A 20,502-nucleotide genomic window follows, 5' to 3' on the forward strand; every position below is an offset into this window, starting at 1 on the left:
TCTGGCGTTGACTTTTGGCACGCTGTTGAGTTCTCAAGGAACGGACGCTTCCTTTGTACTCACCCTCTCGGGCTTTCCTCCGGGCGCTTCCCTTCTGTGCTTCACACTCTATCAGGAGTTTTTCCGCTCTCCCGCCGCCCTGTTTTCCGCAGACATAAAGACATACGGACACACAGCAGCAGATCCGAGAAAGGATCACTTCTGATGGGGTGCTGCCCCCACCTCGCCGGCAGTTGACTGCGGGCCTCGGTCGTGGGCAGGGATCTGACAGTACATGCCCTCCCCACACGAGGCAAATCGATTACGCACCGCACACGCCGGGGGCCGCTTCGACTCGTGCGGAATCCTCAGTTCCTATGACTTAGGCTTCCGATCAGTGCGCCGTCCAGGACAGGTAGTGACGGCGCGTGACGAATCTCCACCTGGGAGGCTTCCCATGACCACCGTGTCGTCCCCGATCGCCGGACGCGCCATCGGACTCGCGGCAGTGCCCGATCCGGTCTTCTCCGGCGCGATGGTGGGACCCGGTACCGCCGTCGACCCCGTTCGTGAGCCCCACGCCGCGGTCTCCCCCGTCGACGGCGTCATTGTCTCGCTTCACCCGCACGCGTTCGTCGTCGTCGACGCCGAGGGCCACGGTGTGCTGACGCACCTCGGCATCGACACCGTGCAGCTCAACGGCGAGGGCTTCGAGCTGCTCGTCAACAAGGGCGACACCGTGACGCGCGGCCAGGAGGTCGTGCGCTGGAACCCGGTCGCCGTCGAGGCGGCCGGCAAGTCGCCGGTCTGCCCCGTCGTTGCGCTGGAGGCGACCGCCGACTCGCTCGGCGACGTCCGCGAGGACGGCGACGTCAAGTCCGGCGACCAGCTCTTCAGCTGGAAGTAGCCGATTCCGCTCCCGGTGACAGGGGGCGGCACGTACGACATCCACCGCGGCGGCCCGAGCCGCCGCATCAACCGGAGACGGGTGAAATGGAGACAACGCTGCGAGGCGTCGGCGTGAGCCACGGTGTGGCCATCGGCGAGGTCCGGCACATGGGCACGGCGGTGCTGGAGCCGCCGGCCAAGCAGATTCCGACGGACGAGGCGCCGCGCGAGCAGGGCCGCGCCCGCCAGGCCGTGGAAGCTGTGGCCGCCGACCTCATCGCGCGCGGCAACCTGGCCGGTGGCGAGGCCCAGCACGTGCTGGAGGCCCAGGCCATGATGGCCCAGGACCCCGAGCTGATGGCCGACGTCGAACGGCGCATCACCGTCGGCAGCACCGCGGAGCGCGCGGTGTACGACGCCTTCGCCGCCTACCGCGCGCTACTCGCCAACGCGGGCGAGTACCTGGCCGGCCGCGTGGCCGACCTGGACGACGTGCGCAACCGCATCGTCGCGCGCCTGCTGGGCGTGCCGATGCCGGGCGTGCCCGACAGCGACGAGCCCTACGTGCTGATCGCCCGGGACCTCGCTCCCGCCGACACCGCACTGCTGGACCCGACGCTGGTGCTGGGCTTCGTGACCGAGGAGGGCGGGCCGACCAGCCACAGCGCCATCCTGGCGCGGGCCCTCGGGGTGCCGGCGGTCGTGGCGCTGCCGGGTGCGGGTGAGCTTGCCGAGGGCACGGTGGTGGCCGTGGACGGCAGCACGGGTGACATCTTCGTGGACCCGAGCCCGGAGAAGCGCGCCGAGCTGATCAAGACGGCCGAGGAGCGCAAGGCGGCACTGTCGGCGTCGTCCGGTCCGGGTGCGACGTCGGACGGTCACAAGGTGCCGCTGCTGGCGAACGTCGGCGGTCCGGCGGACGTGCCGGCGGCCGTCGAGGCGGGTGCCGAGGGCGTCGGTCTGTTCCGTACGGAGTTCCTGTTCCTGGACGACAGCCAGAAGGCGCCGTCGGAGGCCAAGCAGGTCGAGGCGTACCGCAAGGTGCTGGAGGCGTTCCCCGAGGGCCGTGTGGTCGTGCGGGTGCTGGACGCGGGTGCGGACAAGCCGCTGGAGTTCCTGACGCCGGCCGACGAGCCCAATCCGGCGCTGGGCGTGCGGGGTCTGCGGACCCTGCTCGACCACCCGGAGGTGCTGCGCACGCAGCTCACCGCGCTGGCCAAGGCCGCCGAGGGGCTGCCGGTCTACCTTGAGGTCATGGCCCCGATGGTGGCGGACCGTACGGACGCGAAGGCGTTCGCGGACGCGTGCCGGGAGGCCGGGCTGCAGGCGAAGTTCGGTGCGATGGTGGAGATTCCGTCCGCCGCGCTGCGGGCCCGTTCGATCCTGCAGGAGGTCGAGTTCCTGTCGCTGGGCACCAATGACCTGGCGCAGTACACCTTCGCCGCCGACCGTCAGGTCGGTGCGGTCTCGCGGCTGCAGGACCCGTGGCAGCCGGCGCTGCTCGACCTCGTCGCCGCGTCCGCCGAGGCGGCGAAGGCCGAGGGCAAGAGCTGCGGCGTGTGCGGTGAGGCCGCGTCCGACCCGCTGCTGGCCTGTGTGCTGACCGGTCTGGGCGTGACGAGCCTGTCCATGGGCGCGGCGTCGATTCCGTACGTCCGCGCGACGCTGGCCAAGCACACCCTGGCCCAGTGCGAGCGTGCTGCTGCTGCGGCTCGTGCGACGGACTCCGCGGAGGAGGCCCGGCTGGCCGCGCAGGCGGTGCTGTCCGGCGAGTGAGCCGGGCCGTCGCCGTCGCGGTGATGTGAGGTGAAGGGTGTCCCGCCGGGTGGCGGGGCACCCTTCGTCTTTACGCCTCCCCGTCAGTCGTCCAGGGGCAGCCCCGCGTGGTAGTCGACGCCGGGCTCCGGTGGTACGGGTTCGCCGGTGCGGGGGTCGGTGCAGTAGGCGGCGAAGACTTCCGCTTCGGTCAGCGGGTGGAGGCGGCCGCCGTCCTTGAGGTTCCAGCCGCGGACGGTGTCGCGCCGGCCGGGCCTGGTGCTGCGCAGGACGACTCCTCCGGGCCGGTCCGTGGCGATGCCCGCCGCGAGGACCGTGCAGAAGAGGAGTGCTGCCGCTTCGCCGAGGTGCAGCAGCCCGTCGCCGCGGCTCTCCGCGTGGAGCACGGCGACGAGCGGGACCGGTCCTTCGGCCGGGACGCTGCAGACGAAGTGGTGGGTGCCGGGGCCGACGGCTTCGATGATGCGCCGCAGGAGTGCGGTGGCCCGGGCGAAGGCGGCGCGGCCGATGTCCTCGCCGCAGGAGTCGCAGTCGCCGCGGGTGAGCAGCGCCGAGGCGTACTCCCACGTGGCCTGCTGTTCCGCTTCGGCGACGAGGCGGGGCAGCAGGCGGGCGAGGGGCTGGCCCTCGTACGTGACCTTGGTGCCGGCGGCGGCGACCTCCGCGGTGTAGCGCGTGCGGCTGGCCGGGGTGTCGGGGTCGAGGTGGGACTCGGTGCAGAACTCCTCGTAGCCGACGGGGTCGAAGAGGGCGACGCTCGTGTGCGTGCCCCGGGCGGCGAATTCCCGCAGCAGGCCCTCCATCTGCCGCATGTACGTGGCGTGGTCGTCGAAGGTGAAGCTCGTGTAGCCCTGCATGGCGGCGAAGTCCTCCGCACCGGCCAGGACGGCCACGGTGCTGGGGACTTCGCTGCGCAGCCGGCGCCGGGCGCTCACCGTGCGGCGCTCGGTGAGGGGTCTCCTCCTCCCGTCGCGCTGTTTGGTGTGCGGACGTTTACCGCCCGGGGCGCGCTTACCGCCCGGGATGCGCTTGCCGCCCTTGGTGTGCCTGCCGCCCCCGTGGCGGTCCCCTCCTGCCGGCCGTCCTCTGCCGTCGCTCGTGTGCGCCATCTGTCTCCCCCTCAGCGCGGGTGATCAATGCTCACTCACCGTAATGCGTGGCACTGACAATGCGGTCTCGTCATCGTCGCGGGTGAGCCTGCGCTGGGCGAGGCATATGACGGAGAGTCCTGCGCCGAAGGCGAGCCAGCCGAGCGGGCCCGCGGCGATCGCGCCGGTCACGGCCAGGGGTCCGGCGCTGCGCTGGGCGGCTTGTGCGAGGCCGTGGACGCCGAGGTAGGCGCCCTGGGCCGTGGGCGGGGCGAGGGCGACGGACAGTTCCCAGGAGACGGTGGCGTGGAGCATCTCGGCGACGGTGAAAGCGATTGCGGCCAGGGTCAGTGCCGTTGCGGCGAGCCAGCGGCTGTCCGTGGCGGAGGCGGCGAGGGCCGCTCCGCCCGCGAGGAAGGCGGCGGCCAGGGCCGGCAGCGTGCCGCGGGCCTTCTCCGGGGTGGTGCCGAAGCGGGCGAAGGGGACCTGGAAGCAGACGACCAGGACGTTGTTGAGGACGAGGAGGAGGGGAACGAGCCCGTGGGGGACGGTCGTTGCCGTGACGGCCCACAGGGCGAGGCCCATCTTGAAGACGGAGTCGTCGAGGAAGAGGAAGATTTCGGTCACGGTGTAGGCGAGGTAGCGGCGGTCGCGCCAGGGGTTGGTGGTGCGGGCCGGGCGGGCCTCCGCACCGGCCGGGAGCTCCTGAGCACCGGCGCCCGCCGCGCCACCGGTGCCGGAGGCGGAACCGGTTCCGGAGCCCGTGCCGGATCCGGTGGAGGCGCTCGGGCCGCCCCTGGCTACCCGCCGCGACGCCGACGGCGGTTCGCCGCAGCGCAGGGTGAGCAGGGCGACGGCGACGAAGGAGAGCGCGTCGCCGGTCAGCAGCCAGCGGTAGACGGCGGTGGTTCCGGTGGTGAGGGCGGCGGCGGCCACGAGTCCGCCGACGGCCCAGCCCACGTTGGACATCGTGCGGTTGACGGCCTGGTAGTGGCTGCGGTCGGGGCCCGCGATCCGGGTCGCGTAGAGCTTGGTGAGGACGGCGGACGCGCGGTCGCCGAGGCTGCCGACGGCGGCGATGCCGAGCAGGACCCAAAGGTCGGTGCCGGCCAGGAGGGCGAGCGAGGCGACGGCGCGGAGTACCTGGACGGCGGCGAGCAGCGGCCGGAGGGGGATGCGGTCGGCGAGGAGGCCGCCGAGGGGCGGGCCGGCGATGCCGACGGCGCCGGAGACGCCGAGCAGCAGGCCGATCTCGGCCGTGCTCAATCCGGCGACGTAGGTGAAGTACAGGGCGGCGGTTGCGCCCCAGAGGCCGGAGCCGGCCTTGTCGACGAAGGCGACGGCCAGCATGCGGCGGCCGTCCGGCCCTCCCGGTATCTGCATGTGTGTAATCCCCCTTGACCCGGATATTGTATTGATACATACTCAGATCTGTGGCAACACAATATGAGATCACTGGTACGAACGCCAAGGGAATTGCCGCGTCCGTCGAGCGCGGCGTCGCCGACGGCTCGCTGACGCCCGGGAGTTCGCTCCCTCCGGTGCGCACACTCGCCGAGCGGCTCGGCGTGAGCCCGGGGACGGTCGCCACCACGTACAAGGAGCTGCGCCGGCGGGGCATCGTCGTCACCCGCGGGCGCGGCGGGACGGTGGTGGCCGAGGCCCCCGCGGTCGCCTCCCGGCGGCCGCCGAAGGTGCCGGAGGGCCTGCGCGACCTGGCGGGCGGCCATCCCGACCCCGCGTTCCTGCCCGTGCTCGCCCCGCCGGCGCAGGCGGTCCGGGCGGGGCGCTCGCACCGGTCGGCGCCGCGGCTGGCACGGCTGGAGGAGATCACCCGCGCCTGGTACGAGCGCGACGGCGTCCCGTCCGCGCACGTCACCTTCGCGCACAGCGCGCTCGACTGCCTGGCGCGGCTGCTCTCCGTCGAACTGCGGCCCGGTGACGCCGTGGCCATGGAGGATCCCGGCTACCACCACATGCTGGACCTCGTGCCGGCGCTCGGCCTGCGGATCGTGCCGGTCGCGGTGGACGACGAGGGGATGCGCCCGGAGGAGCTGCGGGCGGCGGTGCGCGGCGGGGTGCGGGCCGTCATCTGCAGCCCGCGGGCACAGAACCCGTACGGGGGCGGCTTCTCCGCCGCCCGGCGGGACGCCCTGCTCGCGGTGCTCGCGGAGGCGCCGGAAGTACTGGTGATCGAGAACGACTACGCCGCGGAGGTCTGCGGCGCCCCGCTGCACAGCCTGACGGCCGGGGGCGGCCTGCCCCGCTGGGCCCAGGTGCGGACGGTCACCAAGCACTTGGGGCCGGACCTGCGCTGGGCGGCGGTGGCGTGCGACGCGACGACGCTGGCGCGGCACGACGGGCGGCTGCTGCTGACGTCCGGCTGGGTCAGCCATCTCCTGCAGGAGACGGTGGCCGGGCTGCTCACCGATCCCGGGGCCCGGGCGCTGGTGGACGAGGCCCGCGCCGCCTACGCCGTGCGGCGCGAGGCGCTCATCGCAGAGCTGGCCCGGCGGGGCATCCCCGCGCACGGGGGGAGCGGGTTCAACGTGTGGGTGCCGGTGCGGGACGAGGCGGCCGTGGTCAACGGGCTGCGGTCGGTGGGGTGGTGGGTGGCTGCGGGGGCGCGGTTCCGGATCGGGGCGGCGCCCGGGGTGCGGATCACTGTGGCGGATCTGCGGCCGGCCGAGGCGGTTCGGCTTGCCGCGGACTTTGCTTCTGTGCTGGGTGAGGCCCAGGCTACGTACGGGGGGTGACGGGTCGGGGTTTTCCCCTACCCGCCCCTACCCGCCCTTCCCGTAACCGGGGCTCCGCCCCGGACCCCGTATCGCGCTGGACGCGCTCGTCCTCAAACGCCGGACGGGCTTGATTCTTTGGTGCTCGGACGGGCTGGATCAGTGCCCCCCGCCGCGCTGGACTCTCAGCGCTTCCGTCCCAGGTCCTCGTAGAACTTCAGCAAGTCCGCGTTGTCCACCGAGCCCGGGTTGACCGCCTTTTCCAGGGGTGTGCCCTGGAGGAGGCGTTTGACCGGGACCTCGATGCGCTTGCCGGTGAGGGTGTGGGGGACGGCCGGGACCTCGATGACCTCGTCGGGGACGTGGCGGGGCGAGAGGTTCTCGCGGATGGTGCGCTTGATGCGGTCCAGCAGCGCGTCGTCCAGGCGGGCGCCGGGCGCGAGGTGGACGAAGAGCGGCATCCAGTAGCCGCCGTCCGGCTGTTCGACGCCGATGACGAGGGACTCGCGGATCTCGGGGAGCCGTTCGACGACCTCGTAGATGTCGGCGGAGCCCATGCGGACGCCCTGCCGGTTGAGGGTGGAGTCCGAGCGGCCGTGGATGACGACGCTGCCGTGCGACGTGAGGGTGATCCAGTCGCCGTGCCGCCAGACGCCGGGGAACATCTCGAAGTAGCTCTCGCGGTAGCGGCTGCCGCCGGGGTCGTTCCAGAAGCGGACGGGCATCGACGGCATGGGGTTGGTGACCACCAGCTCGCCGACCTCGTCGGTGACGGGCTTGCCCTGCGGGTCCCAGGCCTGCAGGTCGGTGCCGAGGCAGGGGGCCTGGAGCTCGCCGATGCGGACCGGCAGGGTGGGCACGGCGCCGGCGAAGCAGCTGCACACGTCCGTGCCGCCGCTCACCGACGCGATCCACATGTCCTCCGCGACCTCGTCGTGCAGCCAGCGGAAGCCGTCCGGCGGCAGCGGTGAGCCCGTCGTGGCGACGCACTTGACGCGCGAGAGGTCGAAGTCACGGCCGGGGTGGACCTCCGCCTTGCGGCAGGCCATGACGTAGGCGGCGGAGGTGCCGAAGAGGGTCGCGCCGGTGCGTTCGGCGATGCGCCACTGGGCGGCGGTGTCGGGGTGGCCGGGGCTGCCGTCGTACAGGACGACCGTGGAGCCCACCAGGAGGCCGGAGACGAGGAAGTTCCACATCATCCAGCCGGTGGAGGTGTACCAGAAGAAGCGGTCGCCGGGGCCGAGGTCGCAGTGCAGGGAGAGCTGCTTGAGGTGTTCGACGAGGATGCCGCCCTGGGACTGGACGATGGCCTTGGGCAGGCCGGTGGTGCCGGAGGAGTAGAGCACCCACAGCGGGTGGTCGAAGGGGACTTGTTCGAAGACCGGCTCGGTGCCGGCGGACGTCAGGGCGTCCCACTCCAGGGCGCCTTCGGGGGCCGGGGTGCCCAGCAGCGGGATGTGGACGACGGCGCGCACGGTGGGCAGGCCGGCGCGGAGCTCGGCGACCGTCCCCGCGCGCTCGTGCTCCTTGCCGCCGTAGCGGTAGCCGTCGACGGTGAACAGGACGACGGGCTCGACCTGCTGGAAGCGGTCGAGGACGCTGCGGGCGCCGAAGTCCGGGGCGCACGAGGTCCACACGCCGCCGACGGCCGCGGTGGCGAGGAAGGCGACGACGGCCTGGGGGACGTTGGGCAGGTAGCCGCTGACGCGGTCGCCGGGGCGCACGCCGAGGCGGCGCAGCCCGGCGGCGAGCGAGCCGACCTGCCGGCGCAGGTCGGCCCAGGTGACGGGGCTCGGCTCGTGGGTTTCGTCGACGGCGAGCAGGGCCGGTTCGTCCGCCCGCGCGGGGTCCTCGGCGGCGCGCAGGGCGTGCTCGGCGTAGTTGAGGGCGGCGCCGGGGAACCAGCGCGCGCCGGGCATCGAGCGGTCGGCGAGGACGCGCTCGTAGGGGTGGGAGAAGCGGACGTCGCACCACTCGGCGAGGGCCTGCCAGAACGTCTCCAGCTCCTCGACGGACCAGCGGTGCAGTGCGGCGTAGCTCGCGGCGGGGTCGCCGGGGACCGCGGCGGGGGCGCCGTGCCGCTCGGCGGCCCAGGCCTGGAAGCGGGTGACCTGCGCGCGGGAGATGCGGTCCGCGCCGGGGCTCCAGAGGGGCTCCGGCCGGCCGGCGTGCTGCGGTGCGGTGGTCATGGCTGCTCCCGGGCTCCTGCGCGTCGTGGGCGGTGCCGCGCACGGCCGGATGAGCGCATGGCGCGGCTGAGCAAGGACGATGCCACGTGATCGACTCCTGCACCAGAGCCGGTGGCGTACGTCTCCGTCACGCCGCTCCGGGCGTGCGCGGTCCTCCCCGCGTCCCGCCCCCGTCCTCCCCGCGTCTTCCCTGCGCCTCCCTGCGTGGGTGAACGCCGTCTGAACGCAGGGCGCGGGCGATCGTCCGGGTGGCAGGCTGAGCAGCATGGATGCGCGTGATCTGCTGCGGTTACTGAGGACGGTCCGTACGGCGCGGGGGGCGCGGGCCCTGCGTTCGGCGCTGCGGCGGCGGTGCACGGACAGGGCGGGGCTGCCGCGGCCGGGTGCGGAGAAGGCGCGGGTGCCGGGTGCGGCGCAGGGGGCGGATCCCCTGCCGGGCGGCGGGGTGGTGCACTTCGCGCGGTCGTCGCTGCGGGTGCGGGTGGCGGTGGGCGGTGCGGTGTTCGTCGGCTGGGACGGGGCCGGGCCGGAGCCGTCGTACGCCCTGAGCGGGCCGGGGCCGGAGGCGGACGAGCGGGCGGTGCTGGAGCCGGACACCGACGGCGGCTGGCGGGTGGTGTCGGAGCGGATGCTGGTGGTCGTCGGCCGGCACGGCACGGTGGAGGTCCGGACTCCGGGCGGCGTCCTGCTGCGGCGTGACCTGCCGCCGCGGTGGTGGGAGCCCGTGGCGGACACGGACGCGGAGGCGGACGGCCGGCGGGGCGTGCGTGAGGCCCGCTGGGCGCTGCGCTCGGAGGTCGCGGCGGACGCCCGCTTCTTCGGGCTGGGCGGCCGGTCGGCGGGTCCGCGGCTGCGGGACGGCACGTACCGGCTGTGGAACACCGATCCGTACGGTGCCTTCGAACCGGGTGACGACCCGCTGTACATCACGATGCCGGTGCAGCTGGTGGTGGCGGACGCGGGGACGCACCTGGTGTTCCACGACGACTCGTGGGACGGGCGGGTCACGGTGGCGGAGGGCGAGGAAGGGGCCGGGTCGGGCCACGACCGGCCGGGCCGCTGCGAGGTGCGGATGGACGGCGGCCCGCTGCGCTACTGGGTGCTGGTGGGGACGCCGGCGCGGGTGCTGCACGGCTGGTCGGCGCTGACGGGGGCCGCGGCGGTACCGCCGTCGTGGGCGCTGGGGCACCACCACGCCCGCTGGGGTTTCGGCAGTGAGCAGGAGGTGCGGCGCGTGGTGGCGGGGTACGCCGAGCGCGGGCTGCCGCTGTCGGCGCTGCACCTGGACATCGACCACTACCGGGGGCACCGCGTCTTCACGGTGGACCGGGAGCGGTTCCCCGATCTGCCGGGGCTGGCGGCGGAGCTGCGGGAGAAGGGGGTGCGGCTGGTGTCGATCGTGGACCCGGCGGTGAAGGCCGAGCCGGGCCAGTGGGTGTACGACAGCGGCGCGGCGGCCGACGCGTTCGTGCGGGACGGCCGGGGGCGGCGGGTGCGGGGCGAGGTGTGGCCGGGCGAGTCGGTCTATCCGGACTTCACCGATCCGCGGGTGCGCAAGTGGTGGGGCGGGCTCTACGGGGAGCGGCTGGCGCAGGGTTTCTCGGGGGTGTGGCACGACATGAACGAGCCGGTGTCGTTCGCCCCGTTCGGGGATCCGTCGCTGCCGCTGTCCGCGCGGCACTCGCTGGAGGGCCGCGGCGGGGACCACCGCGAGGCGCACAACGTGTACGGCCTGTCCATGGCCAGGGCCGGGTACGAGGCGCTGTGCGAACTGCGGCCCGGCGAGCGCCCGTTCCTGTTCTCGCGTTCGGGCTGGGCGGGCATGCAGCGCTACGGCGGCACGTGGTCGGGTGACGTGGCGACGGGCTGGCCGGGGCTGCGGGCGTCCCTGGCGCTGGTGCTGGGCCTGGGGCTGTGCGGGGTGCCGTACTCGGGGCCGGATGTGGGGGGCTTCTCGGGGTTCCCGTCGCCGGAGCTGTACGTGCGCTGGTTCCAGCTGGGCGCGTACCTGCCGCTGTTCCGCACGCATTCGGCGATCACGGCGGGGCGCCGGGAGCCGTGGGAGTTCGGCGGGGAGGCCCTGGAGCACACGGCGGCCGTGCTGCGGGAGCGGATGCGGCTGCTGCCGTACTTCGTGACGCTGGCGCACCTGGCGCAGCGCACCGGGGCGCCGTACGTGCGCCCGGTGTGGTGGCGGTCGCCGGAGGACCGGGCGCTGCGGGACTGCGAGGACGCGTTCCTGCTGGGTGACGCGCTGCTGGTGGCGCCGGTGCTGGAGCAGGGTGCGGACCGGCGGGCGGTGCGGCTGCCGCGCGGGCTGTGGTACGACACGGCGACGGGCCGGCCGTACGAGGGGCCGGGGCAGGTGCTGCTGGATGCGCCGCTGTCGCGGATCCCGGTGCTGGCGCGGGCGGGATCGGTGGTGCCGGTGCGGCGGGACGCCGGGGACGGGGCCGGGCCGGTGGAGCTGGAGGTGTGGGCTCCGGCCCCGGGCCGTACGGGCGGCGGGGTCCTGGTGCCCGACGCGGGGGACGGGTGGGAGCAGCCGCAGGTGGTGCGGTTCACGACGCGGCTGCGGGACGGTGCGGTGGTCGTGGAGCAGGAGGGTGCGGAGGTGGTGGGGTATCCCGTGCGGGTGCGGGGTGAGGGCGCGCGGTGAAGGTGAAGGTGAAGTGAGGGGGCGGGGGCTCTTCCCGGGGCGCCCGTCCCGCTGCTATCTGGACGTCATGAACAGAACACGGTTCTCCTCCGCCCTGCGCTCCTCCGTCCTGCGGGCCGTCACGCTCCTCGCGGCGGCTCTCCTCGCCATGGTGGTCTTCCCGCCGGCGGCGCCCGCGTACGGGGCCGCGCAGGGAGCTCCGCACGAGCCGCGCCCGCCGCGCGGGTTCGTCGCCCTCGACGACGTGGATCCCACGATCCTGCAGGAGATGCGGTACGTCACCGTGCACAACTTCACGGGCCACCGCGTCGACGGCTACCGGCGGCCCCTGTGCGTCCTCACGCGGGAGGCCGCCGAAGCCTTGCACCGGGCGCAGCGCTCGCTGCTGCGCCGGGGCTACTCGCTGAAGGTCTACGACTGCTACCGCCCGCAGCGGGCCGTGAACGACTTCGTGGAGTGGGCGAAGGACCTCGGGGACACGCGCATGAAGGCGGAGTTCTATCCGCGCGTGGACAAGTCCCGGCTGTTCGCGGACGGGTACATCGCGGAGAAGTCGGGGCACAGCCGGGGCAGCACCATGGACGTGACGCTGGTGAAGCTGCCGGCCCTGCCGGCGCGGCCGTACGTGCCCGGGGAGCCTCTCGTCCCCTGCTACGCGCCGCAGCAGCAGCGCTTCCCGGACAACTCGGTCGACATGGGCACGGGCTTCGACTGCTTCGACACCCTCGCGCACACGCTGGACCCGCGCGTGACCGGCGCGCAGCGGGCGAACCGGCTGCTGCTGAAGTCCGCCCTGGAGGGCCAGGGATTCGTCAACCTGCCCGAGGAGTGGTGGCACTTCACGCTCAAGCCGGAGCCGTTCCCGGACACGTACTTCGACTTCCCCGTCCTGCGCCGCCCCGCTCACGCCGCGCCCTGACGCACGCCCTGACGCGCTCCTTGACGCTCCGTCACGGCGGGAGAACACTTCCCGTCCGGACAGGCTCCGGGTCATTCCGAGGTCAGGAGGCGCCATGACGGGTCCGTACGTCGCCGCGATCGACCAGGGCACCACGTCCAGCCGCTGCATCGTCTTCGACCGGGACGGCCGGCCCGTCGGCGCGGACCAGCGCGAGCACCGGCAGATCTTCCCCAAGCCGGGCTGGGTGGAGCACGACGCCGCCGAGATCTGGGCGAAGGTGACGGCCGTGGTGGCGGGCGCGCTGGCCGCGGCGGGCCTGCGGGCCGGCGACCTGAGCGCACTGGGCATCACCAACCAGCGGGAGACGACGGTCCTGTGGGACCGTTCCACGGGCAAGCCGGTGCACAACGCGGTCGTCTGGCAGGACACCCGCACCGAAGCGCTCTGCCGCGAGCTGGGCGGAGCGGACGGGCAGGACCGGTTCCGGGCGGCGACGGGGCTGCCGCTGGCGAGCTACTTCTCCGGCCCCAAGGCGGCCTGGCTGCTGGAGCACGTGCCGGGGCTGCGGCGCAGGGCCGAGAACGGCGAGATCGCCTTCGGCACGGTCGACTCCTGGCTGATCTGGAACCTGACGGGCGGCACGGACGGCGGGGTGCACGTCACGGACGTGACGAACGCGGCGCGCACCCTGCTGATGGACCTCGGCACGCTCCAGTGGGACGCCGGGATCCTGGCGGCGATGGGCATCCCGGAGGCCGTCCTGCCGGAGATCCGGTCCTCCTGCGAGGTGTACGGGAGGGCCGTGGGGCCGCTCGCCGGGGTGCCGGTGGCGGCCGCGCTGGGCGACCAGCAGGCGGCGGTGTTCGGCCAGACCTGCTACGGGGTGGGCGAGGCCAAGAACACCTACGGGACGGGCAGCTTCCTGCTGCTGAACACCGGGACCCGGCCGGTCCCGTCGAAGAACGGCCTGCTGACGACGGTGGGGTACCGGCTGGGCGGCGAGCCCGCCGTCTACTGCCTGGAGGGGTCCATCGCGGTCACGGGCGCGCTCGTGCAGTGGTTCCGCGACCAGCTCGGGCTCATCCGGTCGGCCGGCGAGATCGAGGCGCTGGCGGCGAGCGTCCCCGACAACGGCGGCGCGTACGTCGTGCCCGCCTTCTCCGGCCTGTACGCGCCGTACTGGCGCTCGGACGCCCGGGGCGTGATCACCGGCCTGACCGGCTACGTGACGCGGGCGCACCTCGCGCGGGCGGTGCTGGAGGCGACGAGCTGGCAGACGCGGGAGGTCGTCGACGCTATGTTCCAGGACTCCGGCGTGCGGATCAGCTCGCTGAAGGTGGACGGCGGCATGACGGCAAACGGCCTGCTGATGCAGCATCAGGCCGATGTGCTGGGGGTGCCGGTGATCCGGCCGGTGGTGGCCGAGACCACGAGCCTGGGCGCGGCGTACGCGGCCGGGCTGGCGACGGGCGTGTGGCGCGATCCGGACGAGCTGCGGGCGCACTGGCAGCGGGACGCGGAGTGGACGCCCCGGCGGGCGCCGGCGGAACGCGAGGCCGAGTACCGGGTGTGGCGGAAGGCGGTCGAGCGGAGCTTCGGCTGGCTCGAAGCGGAGGAGGAGGAAAGGCCGAGGATCGAGGGCTGAGAGCCGCGGGCTTGAGAGCCGAGGAGCCCCGGGGCTGAGGGCCCGGGGCCCGCCGGGCGGGCGCTACGCCGAGCGCTGCCGCGCCGCCCCGGCGGCGATCGCGTTCTCCACCACCGACACCAGCACCCCCTTGACCGACTCCTTCTCCCGCGCGTCGCAGAGGATCACCGGCACCGCGGGGTCGAGGTCGAGGGCGTCGCGCACGTCCTCCTCGGGGTAGCGGGCGGCGCCGTCGAAGCAGTTGACGGCGAGGGTGAAGGGGATGCCGCGGCGCTCGAAGTAGTCGACGGCGGCGAAGCAGTCCTGCAGCCGCCGGGTGTCGGCGAGGACGACGGCGCCGAGGGCGCCGCGGGCCAGTTCGTCCCACAGGAACCAGAAGCGGTCCTGGCCCGGGGTGCCGAAGAGGTAGAGGACCAGGTCGTCGCGGAGGGTGATGCGGCCGAAGTCCATGGCGACGGTGGTGGTGCGCTTGCCCTCCACGCCGGAGGTGTCGTCGACCGGCCGCCCCGCTTCGGTGAGCAGCTCCTCCGTGCGCAGCGGCCGGATCTCGCTGACCGCGCCGACGAGCGTGGTCTTGCCGGCCCCGAAGCCCCCGGCGACCAGGAGCTTGAGGGCCAGCGGGGCCGGCGCGGGGCGCGTGCCGCCGCGGTCGGAGCGCAGGAGCCTCATGGTTGTTCGTCCTCCGGTCGTGGGAGCTCCGGGGATGCCGTTCCCCCGGGTGGAAGGTGATCGTCCCCGAAGACCATGACCACGACAAGTCTCTCCAGGGGTGTGCGTCAGGGGTGCGCGGGGTCTCAGAGGGCCCGCAGGCCGTCGATCACCTCGCGCAGAATGCTTTCGTCGGGGAGCTCGGCCGGGGGCACGGGGCGGGTGACCCGTACGAGCCCCGTGGTCAGCAGGTCGCCGACGAGCACCCGCACCACGCCGACGGGCAGGTCGAGCCCGGCGGCCAGTTCCGCGACCGAGCGCGGCAGGTCCCGCGTGAGGTCGACGATGTCGAGGTGTTCCGGGGACAGCGACTGATCGGCGAGGGCGTGCGCGGCGCCGGGGAACGCGGCCGGGTCCTCGGCGACGACGACCGCGATGAGGTCGAGGCCGGGCGCGTCCGCGATGCGGGTGCGCCCGCGGGTCATGGCGTACGGGCGGACCACCGGGCCCGCCGCGTCGTCGTACCAGCGCACGTCCCCGTCGCCGGAGCCGTCCCCGGGCAGGCCGGCGGTCACTCCTCGGCGGCCACGCCGGTGCGCGGAGCAGTGGCCAGGTGCGCGCCCACCCGCTTGACCAGCAGGGTCATCTCGTAGGCGATCAGACCGATGTCGGAGTCGGCGTCGGCGAGCACGGCCAGACAGCTGCCGTCCCCGGCGGCGGTGACGAAGAGGAACGCTTCGTCCAGCTCGACGACGGTCTGGCGGACCTTGCCCGCGTCGAAGTGCCGGCCGACGCCCTTGGCGAGGCTGTGGAAGCCGGAGGCCACGGCCGCCAGGTGCTCTCCGTCCTCGCGCGAGAGGTCCTTGGAGGTGCCGGTCGCCAGCCCGTCGCCGGAGAGCACGAGCGCCTTGCGGATGCTGCCGACGCGCTCGACGAGTTCGTCGAGGAGCCAGTTCAGCTCGCCCGTCGCGGCCGGCGAGCCGTTCGCTGCGGTGGTTGTCCCGTTCTCGGCCTTCGGTGCGGTCATCGACCGTCCCCCTCAGATGTGGTTCGTGGTGCTGTGCTTGATGGACTGCCCGGTGGTTCCGCCTCATTGTGCTCCCGGGCGCGCTGCCAGCCGCGCTGGAGGGCGGCCATCCTGGACCGCACCTCCTCGGCGTCGCGCTCGGGTTCCGGACCGGCGGGGTCCGGGCCGGCGGTCCCGCTCCGGGTGCGGGGGGCCGCCGGATCCTTCCTCAGCTGGGGGGCGAGGCTCGCCTGGCGCACGCGCCGGGGCAGCCCGCCGGTGGGGGCCGGCTCGGTCACCGGCTCGTCCGCAGCGGGGGCGGAGGACCTGCGGCGGGGCAGCGGCACGGGGCGGTCGCCCGCCTGGTGGTGTTCCTCGTCCTCGTCCGCGCGCGGCTCGAACGGGCAGAGCGCGTCCTCGCCGGCGGCCGTCCCGCCGGGCCCGGAGCCGCGATCGGGATCGGGTGCGAGGGAAAGCGCCTCCCGCGCGGGCGGCACCGGCCCGGGCGCGCGGCTTCCGTGCATGTGGTTTCCGTGGGCGTGTGTTCCCCGGGTGAGGAGCTGTTCGCCCGTGTCCTCGTCCCCCGGCCGGGGTTCGGTCTCCGTGAGCAGGTCGAGGGGGATGAGGACGACGGCCGTGGTGCCGCCGTACGGGGAGGTCTGGAGCGTGACCCGGACGTCGTGGCGGCGCGCCAGGCGGCTGACGACGAACAGGCCGAGCCGGTCGGTGTCGGAGAGCTCGAACTCGGGGGTCTCGGCGAGCCGGAGGTTGGCCTCCAGCAGGGCGTCCGGCGCCATGCCGAGGCCCCGGTCGTGGATCTCCAGGGTGAAGCCGTTGGCGACGCGCTGGCCGTGCACCTGCACGGTGGTGTGCGGCGGGGAGAACACGGTGGCGTTCTCCAGGAGTTCGGCGACGAGGTGCGTGAGGTCGCCGACGGCGGGGCCGCGGACGGCGAGGCGGGGCAGCCGGCGCACCTCGATCCGCTCGTAGGCCTCGACCTCGGCGACGGCGGCCCGGACCACGTCCATGAGGCGGACGGGCCTGCGCCACTGCCGGGCCGGGGCGGCGCCCGAAAGGATGACCAACCCCTCGGCGTGGCGGCGCATGCGGGTGGTGAGGTGGTCGAGGCGGAAGAGGTCGGCGAGCTCCTCGGTGTCCTCGGTGCGGCGTTCCATGGTGTCGAGGAGGGTGAGCTGACGGTGCAGCAGGACCTGGCTGCGGCGGGCGAGGTTGACGAAGACGTCGGAGACGCCGCGCCGCATGTCGGCCTGTTTGACGGCGGCTTCCACGGCGGCCCGCTGCAGGGTGTTGAGGGCCTTGCCGACCTGGCCCAGCTCGTCCGGCCCGAACTCGCGGAGCGGGGCCTCGGCGTCCAGGTCGATCCGCTCGCCCGCGGCCAGGCGGCGCATGACGGCGGGCAGCCGGACGCCGGAGACCTCGTGGGCCTCCTTGCGCAGCTGCCGCAGGTCACGCACGAGGCCGCGGCCGATGCGCAGGGAGATGAACAGGGAGGCGGCGAGCGCGGCGGCGCCGAGGACGCCGGCGACGGCGGCCTTGATCAGCACGCGGGCGGCGATGGGCTCGACGCGGTCCGCGTAGCGGCCGGTGGCCTCGGTGTTCATCCGGGCGAGCTCGTCGAGGACGACGCCGGCGGCCTTCTCCCAGCGCTGCGGGTCGATGGTGTGCGGGGCGCGGCCGGCGCCGGCGAGGATCGCGGTGTCCTCGGCGGCGCGCAGGGTGTGCGGTGCGCTGCCGCGCCAGTACTCCTCGAAGATCTTCTGGTCGGTGGCGGGCAGGACGGCAAGGTTGGTGGTGTAGAGGATCTGCCGTTCGGCGACGCGGTCGGAGACGGCCCGCAGGTCCTGGCCGCTCATGGCGCCGGCGGTGAGGGCGGCCGCGAGGAGGGCGTCCTCGCGGGAGAGCGCCTCGCGGGCCCGGGCCACGCCGATGAGTGCGCGGGCCTGCTTGTCCATCTCGGCGTCCTCGTAGGCGCCGAGGCTGCCGAGGAACGCGTAGTACGGCTCGACCAGGTCGTTGTACGCCTGGAAGGCGCCGTGGCGGCTGATGGAGCCGGATTGGACCTTGCCGCGCAGGCCGTCGAGGTCGCCGAGGGCCTTTTCGAGGCGGCGGTAGCGGGCGTCGGTGGCCGGGCTCATGTCGTCGCGGACCTTCGCGGCGCCGGCCCGGAAGGCGCTCGCCGCCTTGTCGGTGGCGGCCTGCTGCTCGCGCAGGAGGGCGAGGTTGTCGGCGCGGCCCGGGTCGGCGAGCAGGACGAGCGTCTGGCGGCGTTCCTTCTGCAGCCCGCGGACGACGTCCTCGGCGGGGAGGGCCGCCGTGCGGATGGCCTCGGCGGCGGAGAGCAGCCGGGCGGCCTCCGTTCCGGTGATCACCGTGGCGAAGACCCACAGGCCGGTGAGGGACACCAGCGGCACCAGCAGCAGCGCCACGATCTTCCGGCGGATGGACTTCCCGCGAAAGCGCATGGCCTCCCCAACGTCGACCTCGCTCCGGAGGCGTGGTGTTCCGACAACAATGCGGCGTGAGCCTACTACTGCGGGGTACGGGACTCGAAGACCAGTACGGTGATCGGACTGCCGGGACGGCCACCCGTATGGCGGTAATTCCCTGCCCATGGGAACTATCGGGCACCGTCCTTCGCTCTAGTGGAGGGAGCCGGGCCGCCGTGCCCGGCCTTCGGCACGGGAGTCGGCGGGTCCGCCGACGAGGGGGTGAGCCGTCGTGGAGCGGGAAGATGACGTCCCGTCGCACCGGGCGCGACCGCCGCTGTGGGTGGAGGAGCCCGCCCGCAGGCGCCGGATGCCGGATCCGGTGCGGACGGCCGCGGTGCGCGCGGTCCTCTTCGCCGCCGTCACGCTGGTGCAGGGCATGGTCGCGGCGCTGTTCGCGCTGGCCGAGTCGTGGCTGGCCCTGCCGGCGCTGCTGTGCGCCCTCGCCAGTGTGGTGGCCAGCACGTGGGCGGTGCTGGACGTGTGGGTGACGCGGCAGGTGTGGCGGCAGAGGCACGGAGTGGTGTCCGTCCCCAGCAGTACCGCCCGCGCGGGAAGACGAGCGCGCCGCCCCGGGTTCCCCTGATCGTCAACTGCCGGGTAGGTTCGGCAGTTGAGGCGAGGGACGGTGGCGGCGGCCGGCGCCGGCGCACACCGGGCACGGGCGGGCGGACGGGCCATGGGGGGATGTACGGATGGTGGAGCGGGACCGGGCGGTGCATCGGATTCCGGAAGTCCTCCGGGATGCCGGCTGGACGGTGTGTCTGGTCGGCGAGGAGCAGTCGGGCAAACTGGCCCAGGTGACCGCCGGGTTGCGGCGCGGGCCCGACCCCTCGGGCTCGGGCAAGCTGATCACGTCCGGCTTCTCGTACTGGGGCCTGGAGTCGACGGTGGCCTGGGCCCACGCGTGCAACGACCTGTACTACCCCGTGATGCGCGAGAGCATCGCCTCCTTCAGCCGCCGCTGGCGCGGCCTCAGCGAGCTGCTCCCGGACGGGCCGCTGCACTACGTGAGCCTGGGCCCCGGCACCGGCCAGAAGGACCAGGCCCTGCTGCGCTCCCTGGACGGCCGGGGCCGCTGCGGCTGTTACCTCCCCGTGGACGTCAGCGCCGAGATGCTGCGCCTCGCCCAGCGCGAGGCGCTGCAGCACCTGCACGTGCCCGCCGCGGACGTGCTGCCCGTCCAGCTGGACTTCTCCATCCCCGCCAACCTCGACCGGCTCGGCACGCTGATCCGCCGCACGGTGGGCGACGAACCGGTGGTGTATTCGCTGCTGGGCAACACCCTGGCGAACTTCGACAGCGACACCCAGCTGCTGACGCTGCTGGCCGAGAAGCTGCTGCGGCCGCAGGACCGCTTCCTGCTGGAAGTGGCCAGCACGGCCGGTCAGGACGAGGTGGCGGCCCGCGCCGCCGCCCAGGAGTACGAGAACAGCCCGCGCTTCCGGGAGTTCGTCACCAGCGCCCTGCTGCAGTACACCGACCTGCAGATCGACATGAACAGCCTCACCTGCGAGGGCCTGGTCGAGGACGACCGGGCGCTGCTGATCAAGGTGATCTACCGCAACCGGACGGGGGCCGGGCTGGAGCTGACGCTGCCCGACCGCAGCACGGTGCAGTTCCCCGACCAGGACACCATCCGGCTCCTCCTCAGCCGCAAGTACACCCGCACCGGGCTGGAGAAGATGCTGGTGGACGCGCGGGTCACCGCGATCGGCGAGACCCACGAGTGCGGTCACGCGTCCTTCGACCGGCCCGCGTTCGGGATGACGCTGCTCCTCCTCGCCAAGGGCGACGGGGCACGGCCCGACGGGCCCAACCCCTTCGACTGACGGCGCGTCACCGTGACGGGCTTCCTCGGCCGGCTCAGCCGGCAGTTCTTCGCCGCCGCGACCATCTCCTGCCTGCTGCTCGCGCTCGGCATCTGCGGCTGGTGGCTGGCCGTCGCCCAGGGCCGCGACGGCCGCTTCGAGCCCGCCACGTCCGGGCTCGCGCTCGTCGCCGCCATCACCGGGGTGTACGCCGAGCGGCGGGCCGCGGCCCGCGAGCGGCGCGCCCAGGCGCTCCACGCCCTGGCCGACGAGCTGGCGAAGAACACCGAGCTGCTCACCGGCGGGGGCTTCGCGCCGCTGGACCGCTACGCGCCGAAGGCGCGCGTCCACCCCCGGCTGGTGCAGTCGGCGACGGACGCCGCGCTGGTGTCGGGGGTGTTCTCCGGCCCCGGGCACGCCGGCCTCGTCGCCCTGCTGCACCGCTGGCGGGACGCGGTGCACGACTTCAACCGGCGGCTGGACCTCACCGAGCTGCGCACGTACGTCACCCGGGTGCCCGCCGAGGAGCTCCTCGCGATCGACGACGCCATGCACCGGCCCGGCGGGCAGCTCGACGCCCTGCAGCAGCTGCGGGACGGGCTGGAGGAGGTGCTGCGGGAGCGGTACGGGGTTCCGGTGCGGTTGCGGCAATCCGGGTGACTGCCGCGCA

Annotated in this window: 17 protein-coding genes; 10 read left to right on the forward strand and 7 right to left on the reverse strand. The window is 73.7% G+C overall.

Going from position 1 to position 20,502, the window contains the following annotated elements; translation table 11 throughout:
- From ACFZCD_RS26030 to ptsP, 3 genes are all read left to right on the forward strand, one after another.
- Positions 1-205 (forward strand): hypothetical protein (locus ACFZCD_RS26030; RefSeq protein WP_391834873.1); only part of this gene is annotated, 205 nt, incomplete at its 5' end.
- Positions 206-436: 231 nt separating this feature from the next.
- Positions 437-886 (forward strand): PTS glucose transporter subunit IIA, encoded by a 450-nt coding sequence (locus tag ACFZCD_RS26035; protein ID WP_391834875.1) that lies wholly within the window; start codon positions 437-439, stop codon positions 884-886.
- Positions 887-972: 86 nt separating this feature from the next.
- Positions 973-2,643 (forward strand): phosphoenolpyruvate--protein phosphotransferase, encoded by a 1,671-nt coding sequence (gene ptsP / locus ACFZCD_RS26040; RefSeq protein WP_391834877.1) that lies wholly within the window; start codon positions 973-975, stop codon positions 2,641-2,643.
- A gap of 83 nt (positions 2,644-2,726) precedes the next feature.
- Here ptsP and ACFZCD_RS26045 read toward each other — a convergent pair whose 3' ends face one another.
- Both ACFZCD_RS26045 and ACFZCD_RS26050 read right to left on the reverse strand, forming a co-directional pair.
- On the reverse strand, positions 2,727-3,752 hold the full coding sequence (locus ACFZCD_RS26045; RefSeq protein ID WP_391834879.1) for a hypothetical protein: 1,026 nt from the start codon (positions 3,750-3,752) through the stop codon (positions 2,727-2,729).
- Positions 3,753-3,776: 24 nt separating this feature from the next.
- A complete protein-coding gene (locus ACFZCD_RS26050) occupies positions 3,777-5,114 on the reverse strand; it encodes an MFS transporter (protein ID WP_391834881.1) in 1,338 nt (445 codons plus the stop codon).
- 50 nt (positions 5,115-5,164) lie between these two features.
- On the opposite strand from ACFZCD_RS26050, the gene ACFZCD_RS26055 reads away from it, so the two are divergent.
- On the forward strand, positions 5,165-6,487 hold the full coding sequence (locus ACFZCD_RS26055; protein WP_391834883.1) for an aminotransferase class I/II-fold pyridoxal phosphate-dependent enzyme: 1,323 nt from the start codon (positions 5,165-5,167) through the stop codon (positions 6,485-6,487).
- 164 nt (positions 6,488-6,651) lie between these two features.
- Here the strand turns inward: ACFZCD_RS26055 and ACFZCD_RS26060 are convergent, their stop codons facing one another.
- A complete protein-coding gene (locus ACFZCD_RS26060) occupies positions 6,652-8,655 on the reverse strand; it encodes an acetoacetate--CoA ligase (RefSeq protein ID WP_391834885.1) in 2,004 nt (667 codons plus the stop codon).
- 265 nt (positions 8,656-8,920) lie between these two features.
- On the opposite strand from ACFZCD_RS26060, the gene ACFZCD_RS26065 reads away from it, so the two are divergent.
- The 3 genes from ACFZCD_RS26065 to glpK all read left to right on the forward strand — a co-directional run bounded on the left by ACFZCD_RS26065 (position 8,921) and on the right by glpK (position 13,860).
- Entirely contained in the window at positions 8,921-11,314 is a 2,394-nt protein-coding gene (locus ACFZCD_RS26065; RefSeq protein ID WP_391834887.1) for a glycoside hydrolase family 31 protein, read from the forward strand.
- Positions 11,315-11,381: 67 nt separating this feature from the next.
- Complete coding sequence (locus ACFZCD_RS26070; RefSeq protein ID WP_391834889.1) at positions 11,382-12,233, forward strand: M15 family metallopeptidase; 852 nt, start codon at positions 11,382-11,384, stop codon at positions 12,231-12,233.
- Between the two features lie 94 nt (positions 12,234-12,327).
- Complete coding sequence (glpK, locus tag ACFZCD_RS26075) at positions 12,328-13,860, forward strand: glycerol kinase GlpK (RefSeq protein ID WP_391834891.1); 1,533 nt, start codon at positions 12,328-12,330, stop codon at positions 13,858-13,860.
- Positions 13,861-13,923: 63 nt separating this feature from the next.
- Here glpK and ACFZCD_RS26080 read toward each other — a convergent pair whose 3' ends face one another.
- The 4 genes from ACFZCD_RS26080 to ACFZCD_RS26095 all read right to left on the reverse strand — a co-directional run bounded on the left by ACFZCD_RS26080 (position 13,924) and on the right by ACFZCD_RS26095 (position 17,997).
- A complete protein-coding gene (locus tag ACFZCD_RS26080; RefSeq protein ID WP_391834893.1) occupies positions 13,924-14,529 on the reverse strand; it encodes an ATP/GTP-binding protein in 606 nt (201 codons plus the stop codon).
- Positions 14,530-14,654: 125 nt separating this feature from the next.
- Entirely contained in the window at positions 14,655-15,083 is a 429-nt protein-coding gene (locus ACFZCD_RS26085) for a DUF742 domain-containing protein (RefSeq protein ID WP_391834895.1), read from the reverse strand.
- Positions 15,080-15,535: a roadblock/LC7 domain-containing protein gene (locus ACFZCD_RS26090; RefSeq protein WP_391834897.1), complete on the reverse strand. Its 456-nt coding sequence runs from the start codon at positions 15,533-15,535 to the stop codon at positions 15,080-15,082. The genes ACFZCD_RS26085 and ACFZCD_RS26090 overlap by 4 nt, the downstream gene beginning before the upstream one ends.
- Positions 15,532-17,997, reverse strand: a complete 2,466-nt coding sequence (locus ACFZCD_RS26095) for a nitrate- and nitrite sensing domain-containing protein (RefSeq protein ID WP_391834899.1) — start codon at positions 17,995-17,997, stop codon at positions 15,532-15,534. The genes ACFZCD_RS26090 and ACFZCD_RS26095 overlap by 4 nt, the downstream gene beginning before the upstream one ends.
- A 256-nt stretch (positions 17,998-18,253) precedes the next feature.
- Here ACFZCD_RS26095 and ACFZCD_RS26100 point away from each other — a divergent pair, with 256 nt between their 5' ends.
- The 3 genes from ACFZCD_RS26100 to ACFZCD_RS26110 all read left to right on the forward strand — a co-directional run bounded on the left by ACFZCD_RS26100 (position 18,254) and on the right by ACFZCD_RS26110 (position 20,492).
- Positions 18,254-18,607, forward strand: a complete 354-nt coding sequence (locus ACFZCD_RS26100) for a hypothetical protein (protein ID WP_391834901.1) — start codon at positions 18,254-18,256, stop codon at positions 18,605-18,607.
- Between the two features lie 130 nt (positions 18,608-18,737).
- Positions 18,738-19,853 carry an L-histidine N(alpha)-methyltransferase gene (locus tag ACFZCD_RS26105; RefSeq protein WP_391834903.1) on the forward strand — a complete coding sequence of 372 codons (1,116 nt, stop codon included), beginning with the start codon at positions 18,738-18,740 and terminating at the stop codon, positions 19,851-19,853.
- A gap of 12 nt (positions 19,854-19,865) precedes the next feature.
- Entirely contained in the window at positions 19,866-20,492 is a 627-nt protein-coding gene (locus tag ACFZCD_RS26110) for a hypothetical protein (protein ID WP_391834905.1), read from the forward strand.
- Positions 20,493-20,502: the final 10 nt, after the last annotated feature.

Origin of the sequence: Streptomyces sp. NPDC008001, assembly GCF_042958085.1 — a bacterium.
Taxonomy (GTDB): domain Bacteria; phylum Actinomycetota; class Actinomycetes; order Streptomycetales; family Streptomycetaceae; genus Streptomyces.